Annotated in this window: 24 protein-coding genes, 2 tRNA genes and 1 pseudogene; 12 read left to right on the top strand and 15 right to left on the bottom strand. The window is 75.2% G+C overall.

The annotated features are described in order from the left end of the window. Positions 1-9: 9 nt before the first annotated feature. Positions 10-1,599, bottom strand: a complete 1,590-nt coding sequence (locus tag ACFYWL_RS00065; protein WP_386965246.1) for an MDR family MFS transporter — start codon at positions 1,597-1,599, stop codon at positions 10-12. 112 nt (positions 1,600-1,711) lie between these two features. Between ACFYWL_RS00065 and ACFYWL_RS00070 the strand changes: the two genes are divergently transcribed. Continuing rightward, complete coding sequence (locus tag ACFYWL_RS00070; protein WP_386965248.1) at positions 1,712-2,275, top strand: TetR/AcrR family transcriptional regulator; 564 nt, start codon at positions 1,712-1,714, stop codon at positions 2,273-2,275. A gap of 62 nt (positions 2,276-2,337) precedes the next feature. Here the strand turns inward: ACFYWL_RS00070 and ACFYWL_RS00075 are convergent, their stop codons facing one another. Together ACFYWL_RS00075 and ACFYWL_RS00080 are read right to left on the bottom strand one after the other, a co-directional pair. Further along, positions 2,338-2,850: a GNAT family N-acetyltransferase gene (locus tag ACFYWL_RS00075; protein WP_386965250.1), complete on the bottom strand. Its 513-nt coding sequence runs from the start codon at positions 2,848-2,850 to the stop codon at positions 2,338-2,340. Next, positions 2,847-3,062, bottom strand: a complete 216-nt coding sequence (locus ACFYWL_RS00080; protein WP_386965252.1) for a biotin/lipoyl-binding carrier protein — start codon at positions 3,060-3,062, stop codon at positions 2,847-2,849. Before ACFYWL_RS00080 ends, ACFYWL_RS00075 begins: the two co-directional genes overlap by 4 nt. Before the next feature lie 286 nt (positions 3,063-3,348). On the opposite strand from ACFYWL_RS00080, the gene ACFYWL_RS00085 reads away from it, so the two are divergent. Further along, positions 3,349-3,423 carry a 50S ribosomal protein bL37 gene (locus ACFYWL_RS00085; RefSeq protein ID WP_369752275.1) on the top strand — a complete coding sequence of 25 codons (75 nt, stop codon included), beginning with the start codon at positions 3,349-3,351 and terminating at the stop codon, positions 3,421-3,423. Positions 3,424-3,539: 116 nt separating this feature from the next. On the opposite strand, the gene rsrA is transcribed toward ACFYWL_RS00085, so the two are convergent. The 5 genes from rsrA to ACFYWL_RS00110 form a co-directional block, all read right to left on the bottom strand. After that, positions 3,540-3,827, bottom strand: coding sequence for a mycothiol system anti-sigma-R factor (rsrA, locus tag ACFYWL_RS00090; RefSeq protein ID WP_386965254.1), 288 nt, complete (start codon positions 3,825-3,827; stop codon positions 3,540-3,542). Position 3,828: 1 nt separating this feature from the next. Continuing rightward, positions 3,829-4,662: a sigma-70 family RNA polymerase sigma factor gene (locus ACFYWL_RS00095; RefSeq protein WP_386965256.1), complete on the bottom strand. Its 834-nt coding sequence runs from the start codon at positions 4,660-4,662 to the stop codon at positions 3,829-3,831. A 223-nt stretch (positions 4,663-4,885) separates the two neighbouring features. After that, on the bottom strand, positions 4,886-5,503 hold the full coding sequence (locus tag ACFYWL_RS00100) for an alpha/beta family hydrolase (RefSeq protein WP_386965258.1): 618 nt from the start codon (positions 5,501-5,503) through the stop codon (positions 4,886-4,888). A 165-nt stretch (positions 5,504-5,668) separates the two neighbouring features. Next, on the bottom strand, positions 5,669-6,061 hold the full coding sequence (locus ACFYWL_RS00105) for a WhiB family transcriptional regulator (RefSeq protein ID WP_043965878.1): 393 nt from the start codon (positions 6,059-6,061) through the stop codon (positions 5,669-5,671). Between the two features lie 199 nt (positions 6,062-6,260). Continuing rightward, positions 6,261-6,968 (bottom strand): SOS response-associated peptidase, encoded by a 708-nt coding sequence (locus ACFYWL_RS00110; RefSeq protein ID WP_386965261.1) that lies wholly within the window; start codon positions 6,966-6,968, stop codon positions 6,261-6,263. Between the two features lie 149 nt (positions 6,969-7,117). Between ACFYWL_RS00110 and aroA the strand changes: the two genes are divergently transcribed. The 4 genes and pseudogenes from aroA to ACFYWL_RS00130 all read left to right on the top strand — a co-directional run bounded on the left by aroA (position 7,118) and on the right by ACFYWL_RS00130 (position 11,340). Next, positions 7,118-8,419 carry a 3-phosphoshikimate 1-carboxyvinyltransferase gene (gene aroA, locus ACFYWL_RS00115; protein ID WP_386965263.1) on the top strand — a complete coding sequence of 434 codons (1,302 nt, stop codon included), beginning with the start codon at positions 7,118-7,120 and terminating at the stop codon, positions 8,417-8,419. A gap of 163 nt (positions 8,420-8,582) precedes the next feature. Continuing rightward, positions 8,583-9,521, top strand: a complete 939-nt coding sequence (rsgA, locus tag ACFYWL_RS00120; RefSeq protein ID WP_386966645.1) for a ribosome small subunit-dependent GTPase A — start codon at positions 8,583-8,585, stop codon at positions 9,519-9,521. Between the two features lie 25 nt (positions 9,522-9,546). After that, the gene (hisN, locus tag ACFYWL_RS00125) at positions 9,547-10,365 is read left to right on the top strand and encodes a histidinol-phosphatase (protein ID WP_386965265.1); all 819 of its coding nucleotides are present in this window, start codon (positions 9,547-9,549) and stop codon (positions 10,363-10,365) included. 59 nt (positions 10,366-10,424) lie between these two features. Continuing rightward, positions 10,425-11,340: pseudogene (locus ACFYWL_RS00130) on the top strand (hypothetical protein). On the opposite strand, the gene ACFYWL_RS00135 reads toward ACFYWL_RS00130, so the two are convergent. Further along, a complete protein-coding gene (locus ACFYWL_RS00135; protein ID WP_386965266.1) occupies positions 11,295-12,497 on the bottom strand; it encodes a glycosyltransferase in 1,203 nt (400 codons plus the stop codon). The pseudogene ACFYWL_RS00130 and the gene ACFYWL_RS00135 sit on opposite strands and share 46 nt — an antisense overlap. Positions 12,498-12,674: 177 nt before the next feature. Here ACFYWL_RS00135 and ACFYWL_RS00140 point away from each other — a divergent pair, with 177 nt between their 5' ends. The 3 genes from ACFYWL_RS00140 (at position 12,675) to ACFYWL_RS00150 (ending at position 15,120) form a co-directional block, all read left to right on the top strand. Beyond that, positions 12,675-13,673: an SDR family oxidoreductase gene (locus ACFYWL_RS00140; RefSeq protein ID WP_386965268.1), complete on the top strand. Its 999-nt coding sequence runs from the start codon at positions 12,675-12,677 to the stop codon at positions 13,671-13,673. Between the two features lie 59 nt (positions 13,674-13,732). Then, complete coding sequence (locus tag ACFYWL_RS00145) at positions 13,733-14,452, top strand: ATP-binding protein (RefSeq protein ID WP_386965270.1); 720 nt, start codon at positions 13,733-13,735, stop codon at positions 14,450-14,452. A 95-nt stretch (positions 14,453-14,547) separates the two neighbouring features. Continuing rightward, positions 14,548-15,120 (top strand): DUF5709 domain-containing protein, encoded by a 573-nt coding sequence (locus ACFYWL_RS00150; protein ID WP_386965272.1) that lies wholly within the window; start codon positions 14,548-14,550, stop codon positions 15,118-15,120. A gap of 64 nt (positions 15,121-15,184) precedes the next feature. Here ACFYWL_RS00150 and ACFYWL_RS00155 read toward each other — a convergent pair whose 3' ends face one another. Together ACFYWL_RS00155 and macS are read right to left on the bottom strand one after the other, a co-directional pair. Then, the gene (locus tag ACFYWL_RS00155) at positions 15,185-15,847 is read right to left on the bottom strand and encodes a response regulator (RefSeq protein ID WP_386966648.1); all 663 of its coding nucleotides are present in this window, start codon (positions 15,845-15,847) and stop codon (positions 15,185-15,187) included. A gap of 32 nt (positions 15,848-15,879) precedes the next feature. After that, positions 15,880-17,013: a MacS family sensor histidine kinase gene (gene macS / locus ACFYWL_RS00160; RefSeq protein ID WP_386965274.1), complete on the bottom strand. Its 1,134-nt coding sequence runs from the start codon at positions 17,011-17,013 to the stop codon at positions 15,880-15,882. Between the two features lie 95 nt (positions 17,014-17,108). Here macS and ACFYWL_RS00165 point away from each other — a divergent pair, with 95 nt between their 5' ends. Next, positions 17,109-17,567, top strand: coding sequence for an ATP-binding protein (locus tag ACFYWL_RS00165; protein WP_386966651.1), 459 nt, complete (start codon positions 17,109-17,111; stop codon positions 17,565-17,567). A gap of 66 nt (positions 17,568-17,633) precedes the next feature. Then, a complete protein-coding gene (glpK, locus tag ACFYWL_RS00170) occupies positions 17,634-19,121 on the top strand; it encodes a glycerol kinase GlpK (RefSeq protein WP_386965276.1) in 1,488 nt (495 codons plus the stop codon). A gap of 24 nt (positions 19,122-19,145) precedes the next feature. Here the strand turns inward: glpK and ACFYWL_RS00175 are convergent, their stop codons facing one another. Further along, on the bottom strand, positions 19,146-19,979 hold the full coding sequence (locus ACFYWL_RS00175; RefSeq protein ID WP_386965278.1) for a phosphoribosylaminoimidazolesuccinocarboxamide synthase: 834 nt from the start codon (positions 19,977-19,979) through the stop codon (positions 19,146-19,148). 129 nt (positions 19,980-20,108) lie between these two features. Between ACFYWL_RS00175 and ACFYWL_RS00180 the strand changes: the two genes are divergently transcribed. Next, on the top strand, positions 20,109-21,440 hold the full coding sequence (locus ACFYWL_RS00180) for an ABC transporter substrate-binding protein (protein WP_386965281.1): 1,332 nt from the start codon (positions 20,109-20,111) through the stop codon (positions 21,438-21,440). 226 nt (positions 21,441-21,666) lie between these two features. Here ACFYWL_RS00180 and ACFYWL_RS00185 read toward each other — a convergent pair whose 3' ends face one another. The 3 genes from ACFYWL_RS00185 to ACFYWL_RS00195 all read right to left on the bottom strand — a co-directional run bounded on the left by ACFYWL_RS00185 (position 21,667) and on the right by ACFYWL_RS00195 (position 22,390). After that, positions 21,667-21,915 carry a hypothetical protein gene (locus ACFYWL_RS00185; protein WP_386965283.1) on the bottom strand — a complete coding sequence of 83 codons (249 nt, stop codon included), beginning with the start codon at positions 21,913-21,915 and terminating at the stop codon, positions 21,667-21,669. Between the two features lie 142 nt (positions 21,916-22,057). Next, positions 22,058-22,131: transfer RNA gene (locus tag ACFYWL_RS00190), tRNA-Met, on the bottom strand. 185 nt (positions 22,132-22,316) lie between these two features. Continuing rightward, positions 22,317-22,390: transfer RNA gene (locus ACFYWL_RS00195), tRNA-Met, on the bottom strand. Between the last annotated feature and the right edge of the window lie 60 nt (positions 22,391-22,450).

Here is a 22,450-nt window from a genome sequence, read left to right on the forward strand (position 1 = left end):
GTGGCGGGATCAGACCGCCGCAGCCTTGCCCAGGGCCGCCTCGGCCTGCTCCTCCGGCGTGGCGGCCGGCGGGGCGTCGTTCGTCGAGCGCAGCGGGATCTCCCGGATGAACCAGGCCAGCACCGGCACCAGAACGGTGAACAGCACCGACCACCAGAAGACGTGCGAGACGGCGTCGGCGAGACCGCCGAGCACCAGTTCCCGGGCCTGCGCCGGCAGTTCCTTGAGCTTGTCGAGGTCGACCTGGCCGCCCTCGCCGCCCCCACCGCTGAACGCGGACCCGGCGGGCGAGCCGGCCAGCCGGTTGGCGAAGATCGCGCCGAACAGCGAGATGCCGAACGAGCCGCCGATGGAGCGGAAGAAGGTGGCCGCGCCGCTGGCCGCGCCGAGGTCCTTCTGCTCGACGCTGTTCTGCGCGATCAGCATCGAGGTCTGCATGAGGAAGCCCATGCCGACGCCGAGGACGATCATGTAGAGCGAGGACTCCGCCTTGCTCGTGCCCACGTCGAGCCGGGTCAGCAGGGCCAGGCCGACGGTCATCACCACGCCGCCGACGATCGGGAACATCCGGTACCGGCCCGTCCTCGTGATCGCCCGGCCGACCACCAGCGAGACCACCAGCATGCCGAACATCAGCGGGAGCAGCAGCAGGCCGCTGTTGGTGGCCGACGCCCCCTGCACGGTCTGCTGGTAGAGCGGCAGGAAGTTCATCGCCCCGAACATGGCGAAGCCGAGCAGGAAGCCGATCATCGAGATCAGCGCGAAGTTGCGGTTGGCGAACAGCCCCAGCGGCAGGATCGGCTCCGCCGCGCGCCGCTCCACGAAGCCGAACACGACCAGGCTCACCAGGGCCAGGGCGGACAGGCCGAGGATCTGCGGCGAGGCCCAGTCATAGGAGTTGCCGCCCCAGGTGGTGATCAGCACGATCGCGGTGATGCCGACCGAGAGCAGCCCCGCGCCGAGCCAGTCGATCCGGTGTTCGGTGCGGTACTTCGGCAGGTGCATGGTGGTGGCGAGCACCAGCAGCGCGACGCCGCCGAGCGGCAGGTTGACGTAGAACGCCCAGCGCCACGAGAGGTTGTCGGTGATGAAGCCGCCGACCAGCGGCCCGGCGACCATGGCGATGGCCATGATGCCGGCCATCATGCCCTGGTAGCGGCCCCGCTCCCGGGGCGGGACCAGGTCGCCGATGATCGCCATCACGCCGACCATCAGGCCGCCCGCGCCGAGGCCCTGGACGGCCCGGAAGGCGATCAGCTCGATCATGCCGCTGTCGGCGCCGCCGAACACGCCGGAGCCGGCCATCCCGCACAGCGCGGAGCCGACCAGGAAGATGCCGACGGAGGTCAGGAAGACCGCCTTGCGGCCGTAGAGGTCGCCGAGCTTGCCCCAGATCGGGGTGGAGACGGTGGTGCCCAGCACGTACGCGGTGACGACCCAGGTGAAGTGGTCCACCCCGCCGAACTCGCCGACGATGCGCGGCAGCGCGGTGCTGACGATCATGTTGTCGAGCATCGCGAGCATCATCGCGATCATGAGGCCGAAGAGGACGACCCGGATGTTGGGTCGTCGCTCCGCGCCCTCGACTTCCTGACTCATCGGTAAGCTCCCCCCGGGATGTGACCGACTTACTTGCCGGCCGGCTAGTTACCTTACTAGCCGCACGGTAAGTTGGGTGGCAACTGGTCGTCAAGCGAGTTGGGTGGTTCGGGTGAGAGAGAGCACAGGCACGCGGGAGCGCATCAAGGCCGTGGCCCTGGAGCTCTTCACCGAGCAGGGCTACGAGAAGACCTCGCTGCGCGAGATCGCCGAGCGGCTGAACGTGACGAAGGCCGCGCTCTATTACCACTTCAAGAGCAAGGACGAGATCGTCAGCAGCTTCGTCGAGGACCGGCTGGACCGGATGGACGCGCTGATCGCCTGGGCCGACGAGCAGCCCTCCACGGTGGCGACACGGCGGGAGCTGATCGCCCGCTACGCCGACAGCATGTTCGCCACCGAGCAGCCCTCGGTGATGCGGTTCTTCGAGCAGAACCAGACCGCGCTCAAGAGCCTGGCCGCCGGGCAGCAGATGCGCGACCGGATGTTCCGGCTGGCCGACGCGCTGGCCCGGGGCGACGAGTCGCCCGGAGCCCAACTGCGCGCCGCCCTGTCGCTGTTCGCCGTGCACAGCAGCTGGTTCGCCATCCGCACCCCGCACATCACCGACGACGAGCGGCGGACGATCGCCCTGGAGGTGGCCGACGAGCTGCTCGCCCGCATCGCCGACGGCTGAGCCGGCGCCGTCGACGGTGGCGTCGCGGGTGGCGCTGCGGCCGGCCGGGCCGCGGGGCGGCGTCAGCTCGCGGCGGACAGCTCCCGCCGCAGGCCGAGCAGCTCCACCCCGGGAAGCGGAGACCAGTCCCGCTCCGGCGTGCGGACGAAGCCCAGCCGCTCGTAGAGCCGGTGGGCGGCCTCGGCGAGCCCGCTGCGCACGCAGATCACCACCGCCGAGCAGCCCCGCGCGGCGGCGCGGGACAGGCACGCCTGCACCAGCGCCGCCCCGACCCCCCGCCCCTGGGCCGCCGGGTCCACGGCCAGCATCCGGAACTCGGCCTCGCCGGGCCCGGAGAGCTCGGCGTACGGGGTGCCGGGCAGCACGAACGTGACCGAACCGAGCAGCTCGCCGGTGGACCCGTCGACGGCGACCAGCACCTCGCCGGTCTCCGCCCGGGTCGCCACGTCGGCGAGCACGACGCCGTAGCCGTTCTCGCCCTTGAGCTGACCGTCGGCCTCGTACGCGGCCACGGTCAGCCGGGCCACCGCCGGGAAGTCGGCCGGGGTGGCCCGCCTGACCCGCAGGCCGGTCAACCGATCACCGCGATCAGGTCACCGTCCTGCACCACGTCGCCCTCGTTGACGGCGAGCTGCTCGACGACGCCGTCGGACTCGGCGACGACGGGGATCTCCATCTTCATCGACTCCAGGATCACCAGCGTGTCCCCCTCGGACACGGTGTCCCCGGCCGACGCGACGACCTTCCACACGTTCGCCACCATCTCGGCGCGGATCTCGTCGGCCATCTCCGGGCCCTCCCTCTTCCGCCAGTGTCTCGATCGGTATCCAATCACGTGCCGGACCCTCGCGGGCACGTCGGCGGCCGGCGACATGTGGCAGCCGTCGCGCGCCGGCGCACGGAACCGGGCCGGTCGCCGGAAAACCGGGCCGGCCACCGGTGCCCCGGCGGACCACGGTCGCCGCGGGCCGCACTAGCATCAGCGGGTCGGCCCCGGGTGACCGGGCGACCGGTACGCGACCACCGCCGCGCTCGCCGCCGGCGGACACCGACCAGCACCCGAGGAGGTCAGCATGGCGAAGAAGGCCCGCAAGAAGAAGGCCCGGAAGAAGAGCAGCGCGAACCACGGCAAGCGCCCCAACTCCTGAGTCGCGCGGCGGGCGACCGCCGACCGCTCAGTGCTCCTCACCGGCTGCGGCCGGAGACGCCGGTGGCCCGGGGCGGATCCGACCCGGGCCACCGGCACGTCCAGCTGCGCCGGCCGTCAGTCGGCCAGCTCGCGGGACTCGCTCGTCTCGAACACCACCAGCTCGCTGAGGCGGACCCGCAGCCGCTCGCGCAGTTGCTCGGGCGCGGTCTCGTTGCCGCAGCAGCGGGCGACGAGCGCCTTCACCTCCTGCTCCAGGCCGTACTCACGCAGGCACGGCCCGCACTCGTCGAGGTGACGCCGGATCAGCGTGCGGCGCTCCTGGGCGCACTCCAGGTCGAGGTAGAGGTAGACCTCCGCGAGCACCTCGCGGCAGTCCGTCTCGTGCGGCTTCCCACAGCTCACGTCACACCTCCCGGCCGGCGGCGGCGGTCGAGCCCTTCGGGGACCGCGCAGCGCTGAAACCGCGCTCGGCGGCGTAGCCCTCGAGCAGCTTGCGCAGATTACGACGACCCCGGTGCAACCGCGACATCACCGTGCCGATGGGCGTGCCCATGATGTCGGCCACCTCCTTGTAGGAGAAGCCCTCGACGTCGGTGAGGTAGACCGCCAGGCGGAACTCCTCCGGCAACTGCTGGAGGGCCTCCTTGACGTCGCTGTCGGGCAGCCGGTCCAGCGCCTCGGTCTCGGCCGAACGCAGCCCGCTGGAGGTGTGCGACTCGGCCTCGGCGAGCTGCCAGTCGGTGATCTCCTCGGTCGGCGCCTGGATGGGCTGGCGCTGCCGCTTGCGGTAGGAGTTGATGTAGGTGTTGGTCAGGATCCGGTACAGCCAGGCCTTCAGGTTCGTGCCCTGCTCGAACTGGTGGAAGGCCGCGTACGCCTTCAGGTACGTCTCCTGGACCAGGTCCTCGGCATCCGCCGGGTTGCGGGTCATCCGCAGCCCGGCAGCGTAGAGCTGGTCGACGAATGGCATCGCGTCCCGCTCGAAGCGGGCCCTGCGCTCGTCCGTCTTCTCGGTGGTCAACCGCACATCCCCTCGCGTCGGATGCTTTCCCGCCGAGGATACGCGCCGGGCACTGCCCGCAGATTCACTTTCGGCCGGTGTGCTGGTCCTCACCACCTCGGGCCAGCCCGGCCCGACCGGGCCCGCCACCACGGGCCATTCCGGTCCGCCCAGCAGCCTCCTGAGCTGCTGCGCCTCCCGTTCGTCCCGTTCCCGGCTCCGCGTCTCGGTCGGCACCGGTCACACCCCCCTGAAGCAGAAGTCTCTTCCGTGGGGGGTAACGCGGGGTGCGGGCCCCGGCATTCCGGCCCGCCGGCCCCGTTCCTGGTCCCGGCCCCCGGCGGGCGCCGGCGCTGGGACCAGGAAGGGCCTGGGAGGGACGGCGTCGGCCGCCCGGACCGGGCCTCCGACACCATCGGAGACAACGAGGCGTACGGCCCCGGGTCACGGCCCCCGGCGGTCAGGGCGACGCCCAGCCCCGCGCGCGCAGCCAGTCGACGACCACCGCGGCCGTCCCGGCCGGATCGCCGGCCAGGTCGTGCCGCTCGCCGGGCCGGACCACCACCCGCACCCGCGGGCCGGCCCCGGGCACGCCGAAGGGATCGCGGTCGCCGTTGACCACCAACGTCGGCAGCCCGGTGGCCAGCTCCGCCGCCCGGGAGCGCTCCGGCCGGCCCGGCGGGTGCAGCGGGAACGCCAGGGCCACCACCGCGTCCGCGCCGACGGCGGTCGCGGTGCGGCAGGCCACCCGGGCGCCGCTGGACCGGCCGCCGACCACGAGCGCGGGCGCGGCGGGGTGCTGCCGGCGCAGCTCGGCCAGGACCGCCGTCCACGCCTCGTCGAGGTGCCCGGCGGGGGCCGGCGCGCGCCGCCCGGCGACCCGGTAGGGCTGGGTCACCCGGCACACCACGAGCCCGGCGTGGACCGCCGCGTCCCGCAGCGCGCCCAGGTCGGGCGCGTCGACGTCACCGCCGGCGCCGTGCCCGAGCACCAGCAGGGCCCGCACCGGGCCGGCGGGCAGGTCCGTGTCGACCCGGGCCGGCCCGCGCGGGGTCGCGACCTCGTCCGCGTCTCGCACGGGCCCATTCTGCGGGTCGCCGCCGCGAGCCGACGGCGCACCCGGCCGACGCCACCCGGAGGCGGGCGCCGCCTGCCATCCCGCCCCTCCCACCGGCCGGCCCGCCCCTGCCGGGACCGCCGCCGGCCGTCCCGCCCTTGCCGGCGGGCGGGACGGCCGGGGCGGTCAGCTCAGCGGGACCAGGGTGAGCAGCCGGTCCCGCACCGGCGGGCCGGCCTCGTCGGCCGCGTCCGGATTGGGGTCGACCTCACTGCGCCAGGCGACGAGCATGGCCCGGCGCTCGCGCGGGGTGGTGCCGCCCCACACGCCGTGGCAGTCACCGACCTCCAGCGCCCAGGCCAGGCACGATCCCTGCACGTCGCAACTGCGGCAGAGCGCGACGGCCGCATCGGCCGGCTCGTTGGGGGCCGGAAAGAACGTCTCCGGATCCACGCTCTGGCAGGTGCCTCTGGTGCGCCAGGCTTCGTCCTGCCGCCGTTCACGCAACGCCCGCAACAGTCGCGGATCTCGTCGTGCGGCAGCCACCTCGTGCGGGCGGGGCATACGCGCCCGTGTCATCCACCCACCTCCCCCGTGGGACCGGAAAGATCGATGAGTGCCGTTCGCACCGTACGAATCGTCACCCACTACCGGCGCTGTGTTGTATCGCACTTTCGGACACCGGGACAAGAGTCTTCCGTAAAGATGACTAAAAGCTCAGGCGACGATTCGCCCGCAACTCTGGCAAATCAGCACCCGACAATGCCCCCGGCGACTGTCAGAAAAGCGTCACCTCGTCGGCCGGGACGGCCTGCGCGGGCACCCGGGTGATCAACTCCGGCCCGTCGTTGCGGACGTTGCCGACCGCCGGCCCGACCGGCCGGATCTCCAGCCCCGCCAGCCACCCGGGGTCGGGCGGGGTCAGCAGGGCGGCCGGCTCGTCGGTCGGGCCCAGCCAGGACGCCCACCGGCCCCGGGGCAGCAGCAGGGGCATCCGCTCGTGCACCCGGGCCAGCTCGCCCACCGCCGCCGTGGTCAACACGCTGAAGGTCAGCACCGGCCCGGCGGGCCCCTCCCAGACCGACCAGATGCCCGCCAGGGCGAGCACCGACGAGTCGGCCGGGGTCATGAAGTAGGGCTGCCGCCCGCCCTCGGGCAGCCGGACCCACTCGTACCAGCCGTCGGCGGGGACGAGGCAGCGCCGCCGGGCGAACGCGGGCGCGTACGCCCGGCTGGTGGCCACCGTCTCCGCCCGCGCGTTGATCATGCGGGCCCCGGCGGCGGGCGACTTCGACCAGGGCGGGAGGAACCCCCAGCGGCCGGCGGACAGGGCGCGGTGGCCCTCCGGGGTGAGCCGCACCAGCGGCACGGTCGTCGTGGGGGCGACGTTGTGGCTCGACCGGGCCCGGCCCTGCGTCTCGTCGGACGACTCGAACACCGCGCTCAGGTCGACCGCGCTCCGGGTCGTCGCGTACCTCCCACACATGGGGCACACGCTAACGCCCCGGGCCCCGTTCGGCTGTCCCGCCGGAGGCCGGCCCGGTCGCGGGCCCGGCCCCGGGACGGCCGTCCCGCCCACCGGGAGCGCCCCCGGCGGCCCGGCCGACGGCGGGCGGGGCGCGGCAGAATGTGACCGTGGGGAACACGACCGCGACCCGGCCGCTGCGGCCGTGGACCGCTCCGACCGCGTCCGACCCGGTGGTTGCCACGCTGCGGCTGCCCGGCTCCAAGTCGATGACCGCCCGCGCGCTGGTGCTCAGCGCGCTGGCCGGCGGCCCCTCCACCATCGCCGGCCCGCTGCGCGCCCGCGACACCGAGCTGATGGCCGCCGGCCTGCGGGCCCTCGGCGCGCACATGTCGATCGCCGACGACGACCGGTGGCTGGTCCGGCCCCACCCGCTGGCCGGGCCGGCGCACGTCGACGTCGGCCTCGCCGGCACCATCATGCGGTTCGTGCCCCCGGTCGCCGGGCTCGCCGAGGGACGGATCACCTTCGACGGCGACCCGCAGGCCCGCACCCGCCCGCTGGGCCCGCTGATCGGCGCGCTGCGCTCCCTCGGGGCGCGCGTCGAGTCCCCGGCCACCGGCAGCCTCCCGCTGACCGTGTTCGGCACGGGCAGCGTGGCCGGCGGTGAGGTGGTCATCGACGCCTCCGCCTCCAGCCAGCTCGTCTCCGGCCTGCTGCTGGCCGCGCCGCGCTTCGACCGGGGCGTGGTGGTCCGGCACGTCGGCCCGCCGGTGCCGTCCGCGCCGCACCTGCGGATGACCGTGCAGATGCTGCGGGCCGCCGGGGCGGCCGTCGACGACGGCGCCCCCGACGTCTGGGTCGTCGAGCCCGGGCCGCTGACCGGGCGGGGCTGGGAGATCGAGCCCGACCTGTCGGGCGCGGTGCCGTTCTTCGCCGCGGCGCTGGTCACCGGCGGCGCGGTGACCCTGCGGGGCTGGCCGCACAACAGCGTCCAGCCCGTCGAGCAGCTTCGCACGCTGCTGCACCGGATGGGCGGCGAGGTGGCCCTCACCACCGACGGGCTGACCGTGCGCGGCACCGGCGTGGTGCACGGCATCGACGCCGACCTCTCCGACGTCAGCGAGCTGACCCCGGCGCTGACCGCGCTCGCCATGCTCGCCGACTCGCCGTCCCGGTTCACCGGCGTGGCACACATCCGGGGGCACGAGACCGACCGGCTCGCCGCGCTCGCCCGCGAGTTCACCGGCCTGGGCGCCGACCTCACCGAGTCGGCCGACGGGCTGGAGATCCGGCCCCGGCCGCTGCGCGGCGGGCAGTTCCGGACGTACCACGACCACCGGATGGCGCACGCCGCCGCGGTGACCGGCCTGGCGGTCCCCGGCATCGAGCTCGACGACGTGTCGTGCACCTCGAAGACCATGCCGGAGTTTCCGGGACTATGGTCGGCGATGGTGACCGGAAAGAGCTGACACGACGGAGGGCGTCCTGGCGACCAGGCGGCGGGAGTACGACGAGGACGACGTACGGGTCCGGCCCGGGAGGTCGTCGCGCCCGCGCACCCGCACGAGGCCCCGGCACGACGACGCCGTCGACGGCTTCGTCATCGCCGTGGACCGGGGCCGCTACACGTGCGTGCTGCCCGGGGCCGGCCCCGACGCCCCGCTGGTGACCGCCATGCGGGCCCGGGAGCTGGGCCGCAAGTCGGTGGTGGTGGGCGACCGGGTGGGCCTGGTCGGGGACACCTCCGGGGCGGCCGGCGCGCTGGCCCGCATCGTCCGGATCGCCGAGCGCACCTCCGTGCTGCGGCGCACCGCCGACGACGACGAGAACACCGCCGAGGGGCGGCTGGAGCGGGTCGTGGTGGCCAACGCCGACCAGCTCGTCATCGTCAGCGCGCTGGCCGACCCGCCGCCGCGCACCGGGTTCGTCGACCGTTGCCTGGTCGCCGCGTACGACGCGGACATCGAGCCGCTGCTCTGCCTCACCAAGGCCGACCTGGCCGGCCCGGAGCAGGTGCTCGGCTACTACGCCGAGCTGGAGCTGCCGTACGTGCTGCTGCGGCCCGACGCCGACCTCGACGCGCTGCGCGACCTGCTCGCCGGCCGGGTGTCGGTCCTGGTGGGCCACTCCGGGGTGGGCAAGTCGACGCTGGTGAACCGCCTGGTCCCCGACGCCGACCGCGCGGTCGGGGTGGTCAGCGCGATCGGCCGGGGCCGGCACACCTCGACCAGCGCGGTGGCGCTGCGGCTGCCGCCCCGCCCCGGCGTCGACGCCGACCCGGGCTGGATCGTCGACACCCCGGGGGTACGCAGCTTCGGGCTGGCGCACGTCTCGGCCGACAGCCTGCTGCACGGCTTCCCCGACCTGGTGGAGGGGACGGTCGACTGCCCGGCGAACTGCCAGCACACCGCCGAGGAGGCCGACTGCGCGCTGGACGCCTGGGTGGCCGCCGGCAAGGCCGACGAGCGCCGGCTGGCCTCGTACCGCCGGCTGCTGGCCTCCCGCTCCGGCGAGGGCGACGCGCGCGAGCCCGACCAGCGCAACCCGGGCGACCCGCTGGAAGGGGCGTGACCCGGCCGCCGCTACCGTTTGCGGCATGACCGGGTACGCCGACGACCTCGCCCTCGCCCACCTGCTCGCCGACGCCGCGGACGCCATCTCCACGGCCCGGTTCCGGGCCCTCGACCTGCGCGTGGAGGCGAAGCCGGACCTGACCCCGGTCTCCGACGCCGACACGGCCGTGGAGCGGGAGATCCGCGCCCTGCTGGCGCAGCGCCGCCCCGGCGACGGCCTGCTCGGCGAGGAGTACGGCGGGCAGCCCCCGGCCGCCCCGGGCGGCCGGCGCTGGGTGGTCGACCCGATCGACGGCACGAAGAACTTCGTCCGGGGGGTGCCCGTCTGGGCCACCCTCATCGCCCTGCTGGAGGGCGACCGGCCGGTGCTCGGGCTGGTCTCCGCGCCGGCGCTGGGCCGCCGCTGGTGGGGCGCGCTCGGCGCGGGCGCGTACGCGGGCCCGGACGCCGCCCACGGCACGCCGATCCGGGTGTCGGCGGTGGCCCGCCTCGCCGACGCCAGCTTCTGCTACTCGTCCCTGTCGGGGTGGGAGTCCGCCGGGCTGCTGGAGCCGATGCTCCAGCTCATGCGGGACACCTGGCGCAGCCGGGCCTACGGCGACTTCTACGGCTACATGCTCCTCGCCGAGGGGGCGCTGGACGTGATGGTCGAGCCGGAGCTGTCCCTGTGGGACGTCGCCGCGCTGGTGCCGATCGTGACCGAGGCGGGCGGGGCGTTCACCGACCTGGCCGGCCGGCCCGCCCCCGGCGGCGACGCCGCGGCGGAGAACAGCGCCGTGGCCAGCAACGGCCCGCTGCACGCCGACATCCTGGCGAGGCTGGGTCGGCCGGCCGCGCGCTGAGCGCCGCCAGCCTCTATCCTCGCCAGGTGGTGTCCTCCGGTTGGTGCTTCCTGGCGGCGATGATCGTCGCGTACGGCTTCGCCAACCTGCTCCAGTCCGTCGCCGCGGCGCGGACCACCGTGCACCACACCTTCGACCCGGGGCTGCTGCTGCGGCTGGCCGGCCACCGCACGTACCTCGTGGGGTTGGTCTGCCAGGTCGGCGGCTTCGTGCTGGCCTTCCTGGCCCGCCGGGACCTGCCGCTGTTCCTGGTCCAGGCCAGCGTGGCCGCGGGGCTCGGGGTGACCGCGATCCTCGGCGTGCTGGTGCTCAAGTGGCGGCTGCCCACCGCCGAGGTCGCGCTGCTGGTGCTGCTCGTCGCCGGGGTCACCGGCCTGGTGCTGTCGGCGCAGCCGGCGCAGTCCCGGCCGCTCGGGCCCGCCGGCCTGGTCGCGCTGGCGGCGGCGCTCGCGGTGATCGCCGTGGTCGGCTTCTTCGCGGTACGGCTGCACGGCGCGCCCGGGTCGGTGGCGCTCGGCTCGCTGGCCGGGCTGGCCTTCTCCGCCGCGGCGGTGGCCGCCCGCCCGCTGGCCGCCGTGACGAGCGTCGAGGGGTTCGTCCGGGACCCGCTGCTCTACCTGCTGGTGGCCCACTCGCTGGTCGGTCAGCTCCTGCTCGGCCTGGCCATGCAGCGCGGCTCGACCACGGCGGCGGTGGCCGCGATGGACGCGGCCGGGGCGGTGCCCGCCGCGATCGTCGGGCTGCTGCTGCTCAACGACAAGATCTGGCCGGGCCGGGAGTGGCTGGCCGCCCTGGGCTTCCTGGCGACGCTGGCCGCGGTGATCGGGCTGACGCGCTACGCCGAGCCGCAGCACCACCACGAGGTGGCAGCCCGTGAACACGCGCGGGGGATGGTCCCGGCGGGCGCGCCGGCCCGCCCCCGCCGCTGATCAGGCCGCCTCGACCGGCTTGCGGCGCAGCACCACCCGCTCGTAGAGCCGCTCCAGCGCGCCGGCCGTGCGTTCCCACGTGTAGGTGCACCGGACCCGGTCCACGGCGGCGTGCCCGTACGCGAACCGGCCGGCGTTGTCGGCGAGCAGCCGGCGCAGGGTCATCCCGAGGGCCCGCACGTCGCCCGGCGGCACCAGCTTCCCGGTGACCTCGTCGACGACGGCGTCGGCGATGCCGCCCATCGCGTACCCGACGACCGGCACGCCGCAGGCCATCGCCTCCAGCGAGACCCGGCCGGCGGACGAGTAGTGCGGGGTGCAGGCCACCACGTCGGCCGAGCGGTACCAGGTGGCCATCTGGTCGTGCGGCACCGCGCCGACCAGCGTCACCTGCTCGGCCACCCCGGCCTGCTCGGCCAGCTCGCGCAGGCGGCGCGCCTCGGCGTGGCCGGCGAGCTGGTCGGCCGGCGGGCCCCCGGCGATCACCAGCTCGGCGTCGCCGACCAGCCGCATCGCCCGGATCAGGTCGCCGTGGCCGTGCCCGGGCGTCAGGCCCCCCACGGAGAGGATGCGGGAGCGCTGGTCGCGCGGGGCCGCCTCGCCGTCCGGGTGGAACTGGTCGGTGTCCACCCCGGTGGGGACCATCGCCACCGAGCTGCGCTGCAACCCCATCCGGGTCAGCTCGTCGACCTCGTCGTTGCACTGGGCCACCGCGATGTCCACCGCCCGGGTCAGGGCCCGCTCCAGCGGGATGCGGGCGCCGGGGCCGTCGTAGCCGGGGCCGAGGTGGCGTAGCTGCTCCACACCGAGCGAGTGGAAGGTCTGCACGACGGGGATGTCGGTCTCGCGCACCGCGTGCGCGGCGGCCAGACCGCCGACCCAGTAGTGCCCGTGCACCACCTCCGGGGACCACTCGCCGGCCCACCGGTCGGCCAGCCACCGGCCGAACTCGGACACGTGCCCGACCAGCTCGGCCGTGGGCATCGGGGCGGCCGGGCCGACCGGCACCCGCTCCACCCGGTAGCCGTCGACCTCCGCCGTGGCGGGCAGCGCGGGATCGTCCCGGCGCTCGTAGACGTGCACGTCGTGGCCGCGCCCCGCCAGCTCGGCGGCGACCCGCGCGATGTGCTCGCGCGTGCCGACCACCGGACCGTCGGCGGGCCGCGACGGGCCGGAGTGCGCGCACACTAGGCCGACGCGCATGGGTCACCTCCATGCGGTGCGTTGAGCTGGTGGGTCCTCCCGGTCAGAGGGTCCCATTAACCGCGCCACTCGGAGCCGAAACCTGCCAAGTCCCCGCCCCGGCCCGGCCGGGCACCGGGCCGCCGATCCGGTCCGGGCCGCCGGCATGAGCGGGGCCCACCGGGGTACGGGCGTGGAATGCCTCTGATCCGCACCCTCGACGACGCCGTCGTCGTGCTCACCGGCGCCTCCAGCGGCATCGGCACCGCCACGGCCTACGCCCTCGCCCGGCGGGGCGCGGCCGTGGCGCTGGCGGCCCGCAGCGAGGAGTCCCTGGAGCGGGTGGCGGCGCGGTGCCGGGAGCTGGGTGGCCGGGCGCTCGTCGTGCCGACGGACGTCACCGACCCGACGGCCGTGGAGGTCCTCGCCGCCCGCGCGGCGGAGGAGTTCGGCCGGATCGACGCCTGGATCAACAACGCGGCGGTGAGCGCGGTCGGGCTGTTCGACGAGATACCGGTGCGGGAGTTCCGCCGGGTGCTGGAGGTGAACCTGCTCGGCGTCGTGCACGGCATGCGGGCCGCCCTGCCGTACCTCACGGCGGCCGGCGGCGGGGTCCTGGTCAACAACGCCTCCGTGCTGGCCGAGGTGGCGATGCCCTACCAGTCGGCGTACAACGCCACCAAGCACGGCATCCGGGGGCTGGCCGACACGGTGCGGCAGGAGCTGCGGCTCACCGGGCGGGGCAACGTCTCCGTGTGCACGGTGCTGCCGGCGAGCATCGACACCCCCTTCTTCCGGCACGCCGCCAACCACACCGGTCGGGAGCTGGTGCCGCCCCCGCCGGTGTACCCGCCGGAGCTGGTCGCCGAGACCATCGTCCGGGTGCTGCGCCGGCCGCGCCGCGAGGCGTACGCCGGTGGCGCCGCCCGGCTGCTCGGCGCGCAGTGGCGGCTCGCCCCCGCGCTGGCCGAACGGGTCCTCGGCTGGTATGTCCACCGCACCCAGTTCGGGCCCGCCGGGCGGCCGGACAGCGCCGGCAACGTCTTCGCCGCCGACGGGGCCGCCCGGCGGGACGGCGGGTGGCACGGGCGGCGGCGGCAACTGGTGCGGATGACGACGGCCTTCGGGCTCGCCGCGGCCGGCACGGCGGTCGGCACGATGGCGGCCCGGGCCAGGCGGTCTCGGACGGAACGCTGATGAACTCCCCCGATCGGCAGGATGCGCGGTCCGCCGCCACGACGCACAATGGGACGATCATGCCGACCGACCTGCGCTGCGTGGTGGAGACGGACGAGTCGTCCGGGGTGCTCCGGCTGACGGGGGTGCTGGACGTCACCGGCACCGCCGCCGTGCGGGACGCGCTGCTCGTCCGGCTCTGCGACCGTCCCGGCCCCGTGGTGGTCGACCTGACCCGGCTGCGCCTGGCCGACCCCGCCCGTGGGCTGTTCGCCGAGGTGCGCCGCGAGATCGCCGACTGGCCCGCGGCGGGGCTGCTGGTCGTCGACCCGACCGGGGCGGCGGCCGGGCCGGGGCTGGCGGTCTGCGCGAGCCTGGCGGAGGCGACGGCGGCGCTGGCCCGGTCCCCGATGGCCGCGGCGACCACCACCGCGCTGCCGCCGGTCGTCGGCGCCGCCCGGCAGGCCCGGGCGCTGGTCACCGACGGCTGCGCCCAGTGGGGGATCGACGGGCTGGCCGAGGTGGCCTGCATCGCGGTGACCGAGATGGTCAACAACGTGGTGGCGCACGCACGCACCCCGATGACCGTGCGGCTGGCCCCCGGCGACGGCACGCTGCACCTCGGCGTACGCGACCAGTCGCGGCGACAGCCGCGGTTCGCCGGGGTGACCCCGCCGCACCTGGCCGGCGGCCGGGGCCTGCTGCTGATCGACACGGTGGCCCGCCGCTGGGGCAGCACCCTCCTGCCCGACGGCAAGCTCGTCTGGGCCGTGTTGGACCTCCCGGGCAACCCCGGCTGACTCCTGTCACCGCCGCCCCAGTGGTCGCCGCGTGGCGGCCGGGACGCCGGCGGGCGGATCGGTTACGGGCGGTGGGCAGTGGGTAGTGATCAGCCATGCGCGACGACGAGTACCCGACCCCCGTCTCCGACCCGGAGGCCGACGGCCTGCCCGACACCGCCGACGACGACTCGACGGCCAACGACGACGTCGAGACCGGTCGCGAGGCGGACGGCCCGGCGCCGGCCCAGCTGCCCGGCGACCGCATGCCCGTGGCGGTGGACCGGTACGGCACCACCGCCGAGGAGCAGCTCGACGGCGAGTCGCTGGACTACAAGCTCCAGCGGGAGAGCTTCGAGCGCCCCGCCGACGACCCGCTGGCCGGCCCGGTCGACCCGGACATCGCGGCCGAGGCGGACAGCGAGGAGGCCGCCGCCCAGGCGCAGCTCGACGCCGACGTGATCGACCCGGGCCCCACCTCGGACCCGCACTCCCCCGTCTCCATCTACGACCACGGCCAGCTCGGCAGCGTCGCCGACGCCGAGGTGGGCCGGCTGGTGGAACCGGACGAGGGGGCGCACACCGACCTGGAGACCGACAACGTCGCGTACGACGCGGGCTCCGCCGGTGGCGGGGCGAGCGCCGAGGAGCTGGCGATCCACGAGACCCGGCCGCCCGGGGCGCACTGACCCGCCCGCCGCGCCCGGCCCGGCGGGTCGGTCGTGGCCGGCCGGCCCCTCCGGGGCCGACGCCTCAGTCGTCGAGGCCGCGCTCGATCGCGTAGCGGGTCAGCTCGACCCGGTTGTGCAGCTGGAGCTTGCCGAGCGTGTTCTGCACGTGGTTCTGCACCGTCCGGTGCGACAGCCCGAGCCGCTCGGCGATCTGCTTGTACGACAGCCCCTTGGCCACCAGGCGCAGCACCTCTGTCTCCCGGTCGGTGAGCCGGGGCGCGTCGGCGTGCCGGCCCGCCGAGGCCGCCCCCCGGGTCGCGGCGGCCCCGCCCGCCCCCGCGAGCCGGCGGAACTCCCCGAGCACGAGGCCGGCCAGCCCGGGGGTGAAGACCGGCTCACCGGCGGCGGTGCGGCGCACCGCGTCCAGGAACTCGGCCGGGGCCGCCGACTTCACCAGGTAGCCGGTCGCGCCGGCCTTCACCGCGTCCAGGACGCTCTGCTGTTCCCCGCTGGCCGAGAGCATCAGCACCCGCACCTCGGGCAGCGCCGCGCGCAGCCCCCGGATCACCTCCACCCCGGAGATGTCCGGCAGTTGCAGGTCGAGCACCACCAGGTCGGGCCGGGCGGCGGGGGCGACCCGCACGGCCTGGCGGCCCTCCCCGCTGGTGGCGACCACGAGGTGACCGGCCTCGGTGAGGTCGCGGGCCACCCCCTCGCGCCACATCGGGTGGTCGTCCACCACCATCACCCGCACGCCGGCCGGGGCGTCGGCGGCGCTCACCGGGGCGTCCTCGGCACCGTCAGCTCGACCTCGGTGCCCGCTCCCGGCGCGGAGGTGATGGTGACCGTGCCGCCCAGGTCGGCGACGCGGCCCCGGATCGACTGCGCCACCCCCAGCCGGCCCTGCCGGGCCGCCTCGTCGAGCCGGCCCGCCGGGATGCCCGGGCCCTCGTCGCGTACCGAGACCGTCACCGTCTCCCCCTCGTCCTCGATCAGCACCCAGGCCCGGCCGCCCGCGTGCCGGCGCACGTTGTCCAGCGTCGCCCCGGTCGCGGCGGCCAGTTCCCGGGCCACCGGGGCGGGCAGCGGTACGCCCGTGGCCGGCGCCGACAGCGAGACCGTAGCCGAGGCGTACCGGCCGAGCAGGGCGCGCAGGTCGAGGGTGTCCCGCCCCGCCGGGTCGGCGTCGTCGGGGGGCGCCGCCCCGGCGATCAGGGCGCGCAGGGCGGCCTCCTGCTCCCCCGCCAGCCGGGCCAGCTCGCCGGCCTCCCCGTCCAGGTGGGCGCCGCGCCGCTGCACCAGCGCGAGCACCTGGAGCACCGAGTCGTGGATGTCCCGGGCCAGCCGTTCCCGCTCCCGGGTCGCCGCCTCCAGCTCCACCGCCCGGTGCAGCCGCTGCTCGGCGGTCACCGCCAGCCGGGCGACGTGGCCGACCACCGCCCCGGCCATCAGCAGCAGGATCGAGCCGGTGAGGGCGGACTGGCCGATCCGCTCCCGGGCGGCCAGGTCGGCCGCGCACACCGCCAGCGCCGCCACGGTGCCGCGCCGCCGGCCGCCGGAGACCGCCCAGGCGAGCACCGGCCCGGCCAGCCACACCACGGCGAGGCTCGGCGCGCCGGCCGCGAGGGCCGACCGGCCGACCGCCCAGGGGCTGACCTGGAGCACCCCGACCACGACGGCGAGGTCGGCGACCAGCAGCGGCCAGCCCCGCCGGGCGGGGCGGGCGTAGCCGAGGGCGGTGGTCACCGTCCAGCCGAGCATCACCAGCAGGACGACGCCGGCGACCAGCGGGTGGGCGTACCCGCCGGCGTCGCGCGCGACGATCAGGCCGACGTACGCCAGGGCGGCGAACCGGAACACCGCGACGGCCCGCCAGAGCGGGACCTCGAATCCACCGGGCGTCGACGGCACTCCGACACGATGCCACACGCCCCACCCACCATGATCGTCTGCCGCCGGGGGCGGCGACCCGCCGCCACCTGCCCGGCAACAGCCGACGATCATGGCTGCCCCGACCGACACGGCGTACGGTTGTGCCCATCGACACCACCCTCCTGATCGCCGAAGCCTTCGACCAGGCCCAGGTGACCGAGCTCCGGCACTCGGTCACCTCCTGCTCGCACGCCGTCGGGCTGCGCGGCCAACGGCTGGACGACTTCGTGCTGGCGGTCAACGAGCTGCTGACCAACGCGGTGCGGCACGGCGGCGGGCGGGGGTGGCTGCGGCTGTGGCGTCAGCCGGGGCGGCTGGTCTGCGAGGTCGCCGACCACGGCCGGGGGATCAGCTCCCGACGGCTCGACGACCGCAGCCGTCCCGCGCCCGACACCGCGGGCGGCTGGGGCCTCTGGCTGGCCCGGGAGCTGAGCGACGCCATGGACGTCGAGACCGGCCCGGCCGGCACCACTGTCCGGATCGGCACCCCCCTCGACCCGCTCCTCGACGCGGGCGGGCGCACCCCGGACTGACCCGCCACCGGCGCAGCCGGGCGACGGTGGGCGGCGGACCGGCAGCGGGGCGGGTACGGTGCTGCGGTGACCGGAGAGTACGTCGCCGCCATCGACCAGGGCACCACCTCGTCCCGGTGCCTCGTCTTCGACCGGGCCGGGGAGATCGTCTCCGTGGCCCAGCGCGAGCACCGGCAGATCTTCCCCCGGCCGGGCTGGGTCGAGCACGACGCCGAGGAGATCTGGGACAACGTCCGGCTCGTCGTCCGCGAGGCGCTGGGCGCGGCCGGCACCGGCCCAAAGGGGCTCGCGGCCGTCGGCATCACCAACCAGCGGGAGACCACCGTCGTCTGGGACCGCGCCACGGGCCGCCCGGTGGCCAACGCCGTCGTCTGGCAGGACACCCGCACCGGGCCGCAGCTACGCGCGCTCGCCGAGGCGTACGGCGAGCAGCGGCTGGGCGAGCGCACCGGGCTGCGCCTGGCCACCTACTTCGCGGGCCCGAAGCTGCGCTGGCTGCTGGACAACGTCGACGGGCTGCGCGGGCGGGCCGAGCGGGGCGAGGTGCTGTTCGGCACCATGGACAGCTGGCTGATCTGGAAGCTGACCGGCCGGCACGTCACCGACGTGACGAACGCGAGCCGCACCATGCTGATGGGCCTGGACACCCTCGACTGGGATCCCGAGCTGCTCGACGCGCTCGGCGTGCCGGCCGCGATGCTCCCCGAGATCCGCAGCTCCGCCGAGGTCTACGGCACCGCCGTCGACGGGCCGCTCGCCGGGGTGCCGGTGGCCAGCGCCCTCGGCGACCAGCAGGCCGCCCTGTTCGGGCAGACCTGCTTCGGCCCGGGCGAGGCGAAGTGCACGTACGGCACCGGCAGCTTCCTGCTGCTCAACACGGGTGCGAGCCCGGTCATCTCGGCGCACGGGCTGCTGACCACGGTCGCGTACCGGATCGAGGGGCAGCCCGCCGTCTACGCGCTGGAGGGCGCGATCGCGGTCACCGGGTCCCTGGTGCAGTGGCTGCGGGACAACCTCGGCCTGATCTCCACCGCCGCCGAGGTGGAGGAGCTGGCCCGCACGGTCGACGACAACGGCGGCTGCTATGTGGTGCCGGCGTTCTCCGGGCTGTTCGCCCCGCACTGGCGCAGCGACGCACGCGGGGTCATCGCCGGGCTGACCGGCTACATCACCAAGGGGCACCTGGCCCGGGCGGCGCTGGAGGCGTCGGCCTGGCAGACCCGCGAGGTGGTCGACGCGATGAACGCCGACTCCGACGTGGCGCTGCGCCGGCTGCGGGTCGACGGCGGGATGACCGCCAACGGCCTGCTGATGCAGTTCCTCGCCGACGTGCTGGACGTGCCGGTGGTCCGCTCCCGGATCACGGAGACGACCTGCCTCGGCGCGGCGTACGCGGCGGGCCTCGCCGTGGGCTTCTGGCCGGACCTGGCCACCCTGCGCGCCCAGTGGCGCTCCGACGCGCAGTGGACCGCCACGATGGACCCGGGCGAGCGGGAGCGGGAGCTGCGCCAGTGGCGCAAGGCCGTGCAGCGCACCCTCGACTGGGTGGACTGACCCCGCCTGCGGGGTCGGGGCCGGTCAGGACCAGGTGCGGCCGGTGAGCTTCTCGTAGACCTCGACGTAGCGGGCCCGGGTCGCCTCGATCACCTCGGCGGGCACCTCGGGGGCCGGGGGGCGCTTGTCCCAGCCGCCGCCGGTCGCCCAGTCCCGCACGTACTGCTTGTCGTAGGAGAACTGGGCCCGGCCCGGCTGGTACGACTCGGCCGGCCAGAACCGCGACGAGTCGGAGGTGAGCACCTCGTCGCCGAGGACGAGGGTGCCGTCCGCCGCCCAGCCCAGCTCGATCTTGGTGTCGGCGACCAGGATGCCCCGTTCGGCGGCCAGCTCCGCGCCCCGGCAGTAGATGTCGAGGGTGATCTGCCGCAGCCGCGCGGCGGTCTCCGCGCCGACCTTGTCCACCACCTGCTGGTAGGTGATCGGCTCGTCGTGCTCGCCCTTGGGGGCCTTCGTCGACGGGGTGAAGATCGGTTCGGGGAGGATCGACGCCTCGACCAGGCCCCGGGGCAGCGCGACGCCGGAGACCGCGCCGGTGCGCTCGTACTCGGCAAGGCCGCCGCCGGTCAGGTAGCCCCGCGCGACGCACTCGACCGGGACCATCTCCAGCCGCCGGCAGCGGATCGCCCGGCCGGCGAACTCCGCCGGCACGTCGGTGGCGGAGACGACGTGGTTGGGCACCAGGTCGGCGAGCTGCTCGAACCACCACAGGGACAGCGCGGTGAGCAGGCGGCCCTTGTCCGGCACCGGGGTCGGCAGCACCACGTCGTAGATCGAGATCCGGTCGGAGGCGACCAGGATCAGGTCGTCGCCGTCGGCGTAGACGTCCCTGACCTTGCCCGAGTGCAGAAGTTCCACGCGCCCTAGTACACCACGGGCCGGCCGACGCCCCGGGACGGCCACCCGTCGGGCCGCACGGCCGTTGACACCCGCCCGCGCCGGCTGTGTAAATGGTCCGACCCCACGTCGGAAAGATCAGGAGCACCCGTGCCCGACGCCCGTACCCCACCGACCCGCACCGGCCCGGACCCGGGCCGCCGGCGGCTGCTCGGTGCGCTGCTCGGGGCGTCGCTCGCGGCGACCGGCCTCACGGGCTGCGGCGACCGGGAGGAGGACCGGCCGGTCGAGGACGGGCCGGTCGAGCTCTCGGTCTTCTGGTACGGCAGCGCCGCGCGGGCCGAACTGACCGAGAAGGCGCTGCGGCTCTACTCCGCCCGCAACAACCTGGTCAGCTTCCGGGTCACCTGGCAGGGCCTGCCCGGCTACTACGACCGGCTGGCCACTCAGGCCGCCGGCGGCAACGTGCCCGACCTGATCCAGCTCGACGACACCGTCCTCGCCGAGTACGCCCGGCGGGAGATCCTGCTCGACCTCGGCGGATACGTCGCCGACCAGAGGCTCGACCTGCGGGGGCTCCCGCCGGACCTGGCACGCTACGGCCAGGTGGACGGCCGCACCGTGGCGGTCGCCGCCGCCCAGACGACCGCCGCCCTCGTCTACAACCGCGGCCTGCTGCGCCGGCTCGGCGTCGCCGAGCCCCGCACCGGCATGTCCTGGCCCGCGTACGTCGACTGGGCGGCGCGGGTCACCCGGGCCGCCGACGGCCGGGTGGCCGGCACGACGGACCCGTCCGGGGACCATCGGGCGCTCTGGCTGTGGCTGCGGTCCCGGGGCGCCGAGGTGTACCAGGGCCGGCAGCTCGGCTTCGGCGCGAACGAGTTGGTCGACTGGTTCGAGCTGTGGCAGAACGCGCGGGCCCGGCGGGCCACCCCGAGCGCCGCCCTGGTGGACCAGGCCGACGGCGGCGAGCCGACCCGGCAACCGGTGGTCACCGGCCACACGGCCGCGTCGTTCGCCTGGGCCCACCAGTTCCCCGAGCTCCGGCGGCAGACCAGGGACGAGCTGGCCCTGGCCGCGTTCCCCGGGCCACCGGCGGCGCACTGGCCGCGCGCCTCGATGTACTGGGCGGGTTTCCGGGGCACCCGGCACCCCGCTCTGGTGGCCGACGTGATCCAGTTCCTCACCAACAACATGGAGGCCGGCCTGGCCCTCGGCCACGAACGCGGGGTGAGCCCCAACCTCGCCATCCGCCGGTACGTGCGGGAGAACCTGGCCGACCCGGGGCAGCAGGCCGCCGCCGCCCTCGCCGACGCCGTGGCCGACCAGCTCGGACCGGCCCCCGGCCCACCCCCGAAGGGGCACGCCCGGGTCCGGACCCTGCTGGTCGAGACGGCCGAGGGCATCCGCGCCGGCCGGGCCGGCGTCCGTGCGGCCGCCACCCGGTTCGTCGCCCAGGCCGAGGCCGCCCTGGCCTCCTGACCACCCGCGCCGTCCCACCCGCGCCGTCCCGGACCCGCCACCCGCCCGGGCCCGCCGTCGGATGCCGGCTTCGGGTGCCGGCTTCGGGTGCCCGCCCTCGGAGGCCCGCCCTCGGAGGCCCGCCGGCAAGATCGTGCTCGATCGCGGATCGAGTGGCCTCCGAGCGGCGGGAGGCCACTCGATCCCGGTTCGAGCGCGATGTTGGGCACGCCCGCGGGCCGCCTGGTCAGCGCGGCGGGCGGTTGCGCCGGTTGCGCATGAGCAGCAGCACCAGCAGGACGATCCCGCCGACGACGACCAGGCAGCACAGCAGCCCGAAGAAGCCGAAGCCGCCGCCCCGGCGCCGCTTGGCAGCCTCCACCACGAGCTCCCCCGTGCCGGTGGACGCCCAGGCCGCGACCGGGACGAAGACCGACAGCACGACCGCACCGAGGACCGTGCTGAGCCGGCCCCACCACTTGTTCCACGAAGACATGCCCCCATCCTCGCCGAGGAACGCAAGCGGAGCACGCGGGACGGCCAGGGATTCGCCGGACGGCGTGCCCCCGCAGTCGGAGCCTCGCGCGAACGGAAAGGCGAAGGGCCCCGGAGCGAACTCCGGAGCCCTTGCGAACGAGTAGCGGGGACAGGATTTGAACCTGCGACCTCTGGGTTATGAGCCCAGCGAGCTACCGAGCTGCTCCACCCCGCGTCGGCTGTCATAGCTTAGCCCATCCCCGCGGCGGAGATCAGCGGGCCCCCCGAAAGCGCCCGACCCGCACGAATGGCCGCCACTCGAAAGGCCGTCACGCGAAAGGCCGTCACGCGAAAGGCCGTCACGCGAAAGGCCGTCACGCGAAAGGCCCCGGAGCGAACTCCGGGGCCTTTCCGAACGAGTAGCGGGGACAGGATTTGAACCTGCGACCTCTGGGTTATGAGCCCAGCGAGCTACCGAGCTGCTCCACCCCGCGTCGGCTCGTTAACCCTAACGCACCGCCCCCGCGGGCCGCAAAACGGCCCACGGGGCGGGG

It is taken from the genome of Micromonospora sp. NPDC002575 (genome assembly GCF_042889525.1).
Taxonomy (GTDB): Bacteria; Actinomycetota; Actinomycetes; order Mycobacteriales; family Micromonosporaceae; genus Micromonospora; species Micromonospora carbonacea.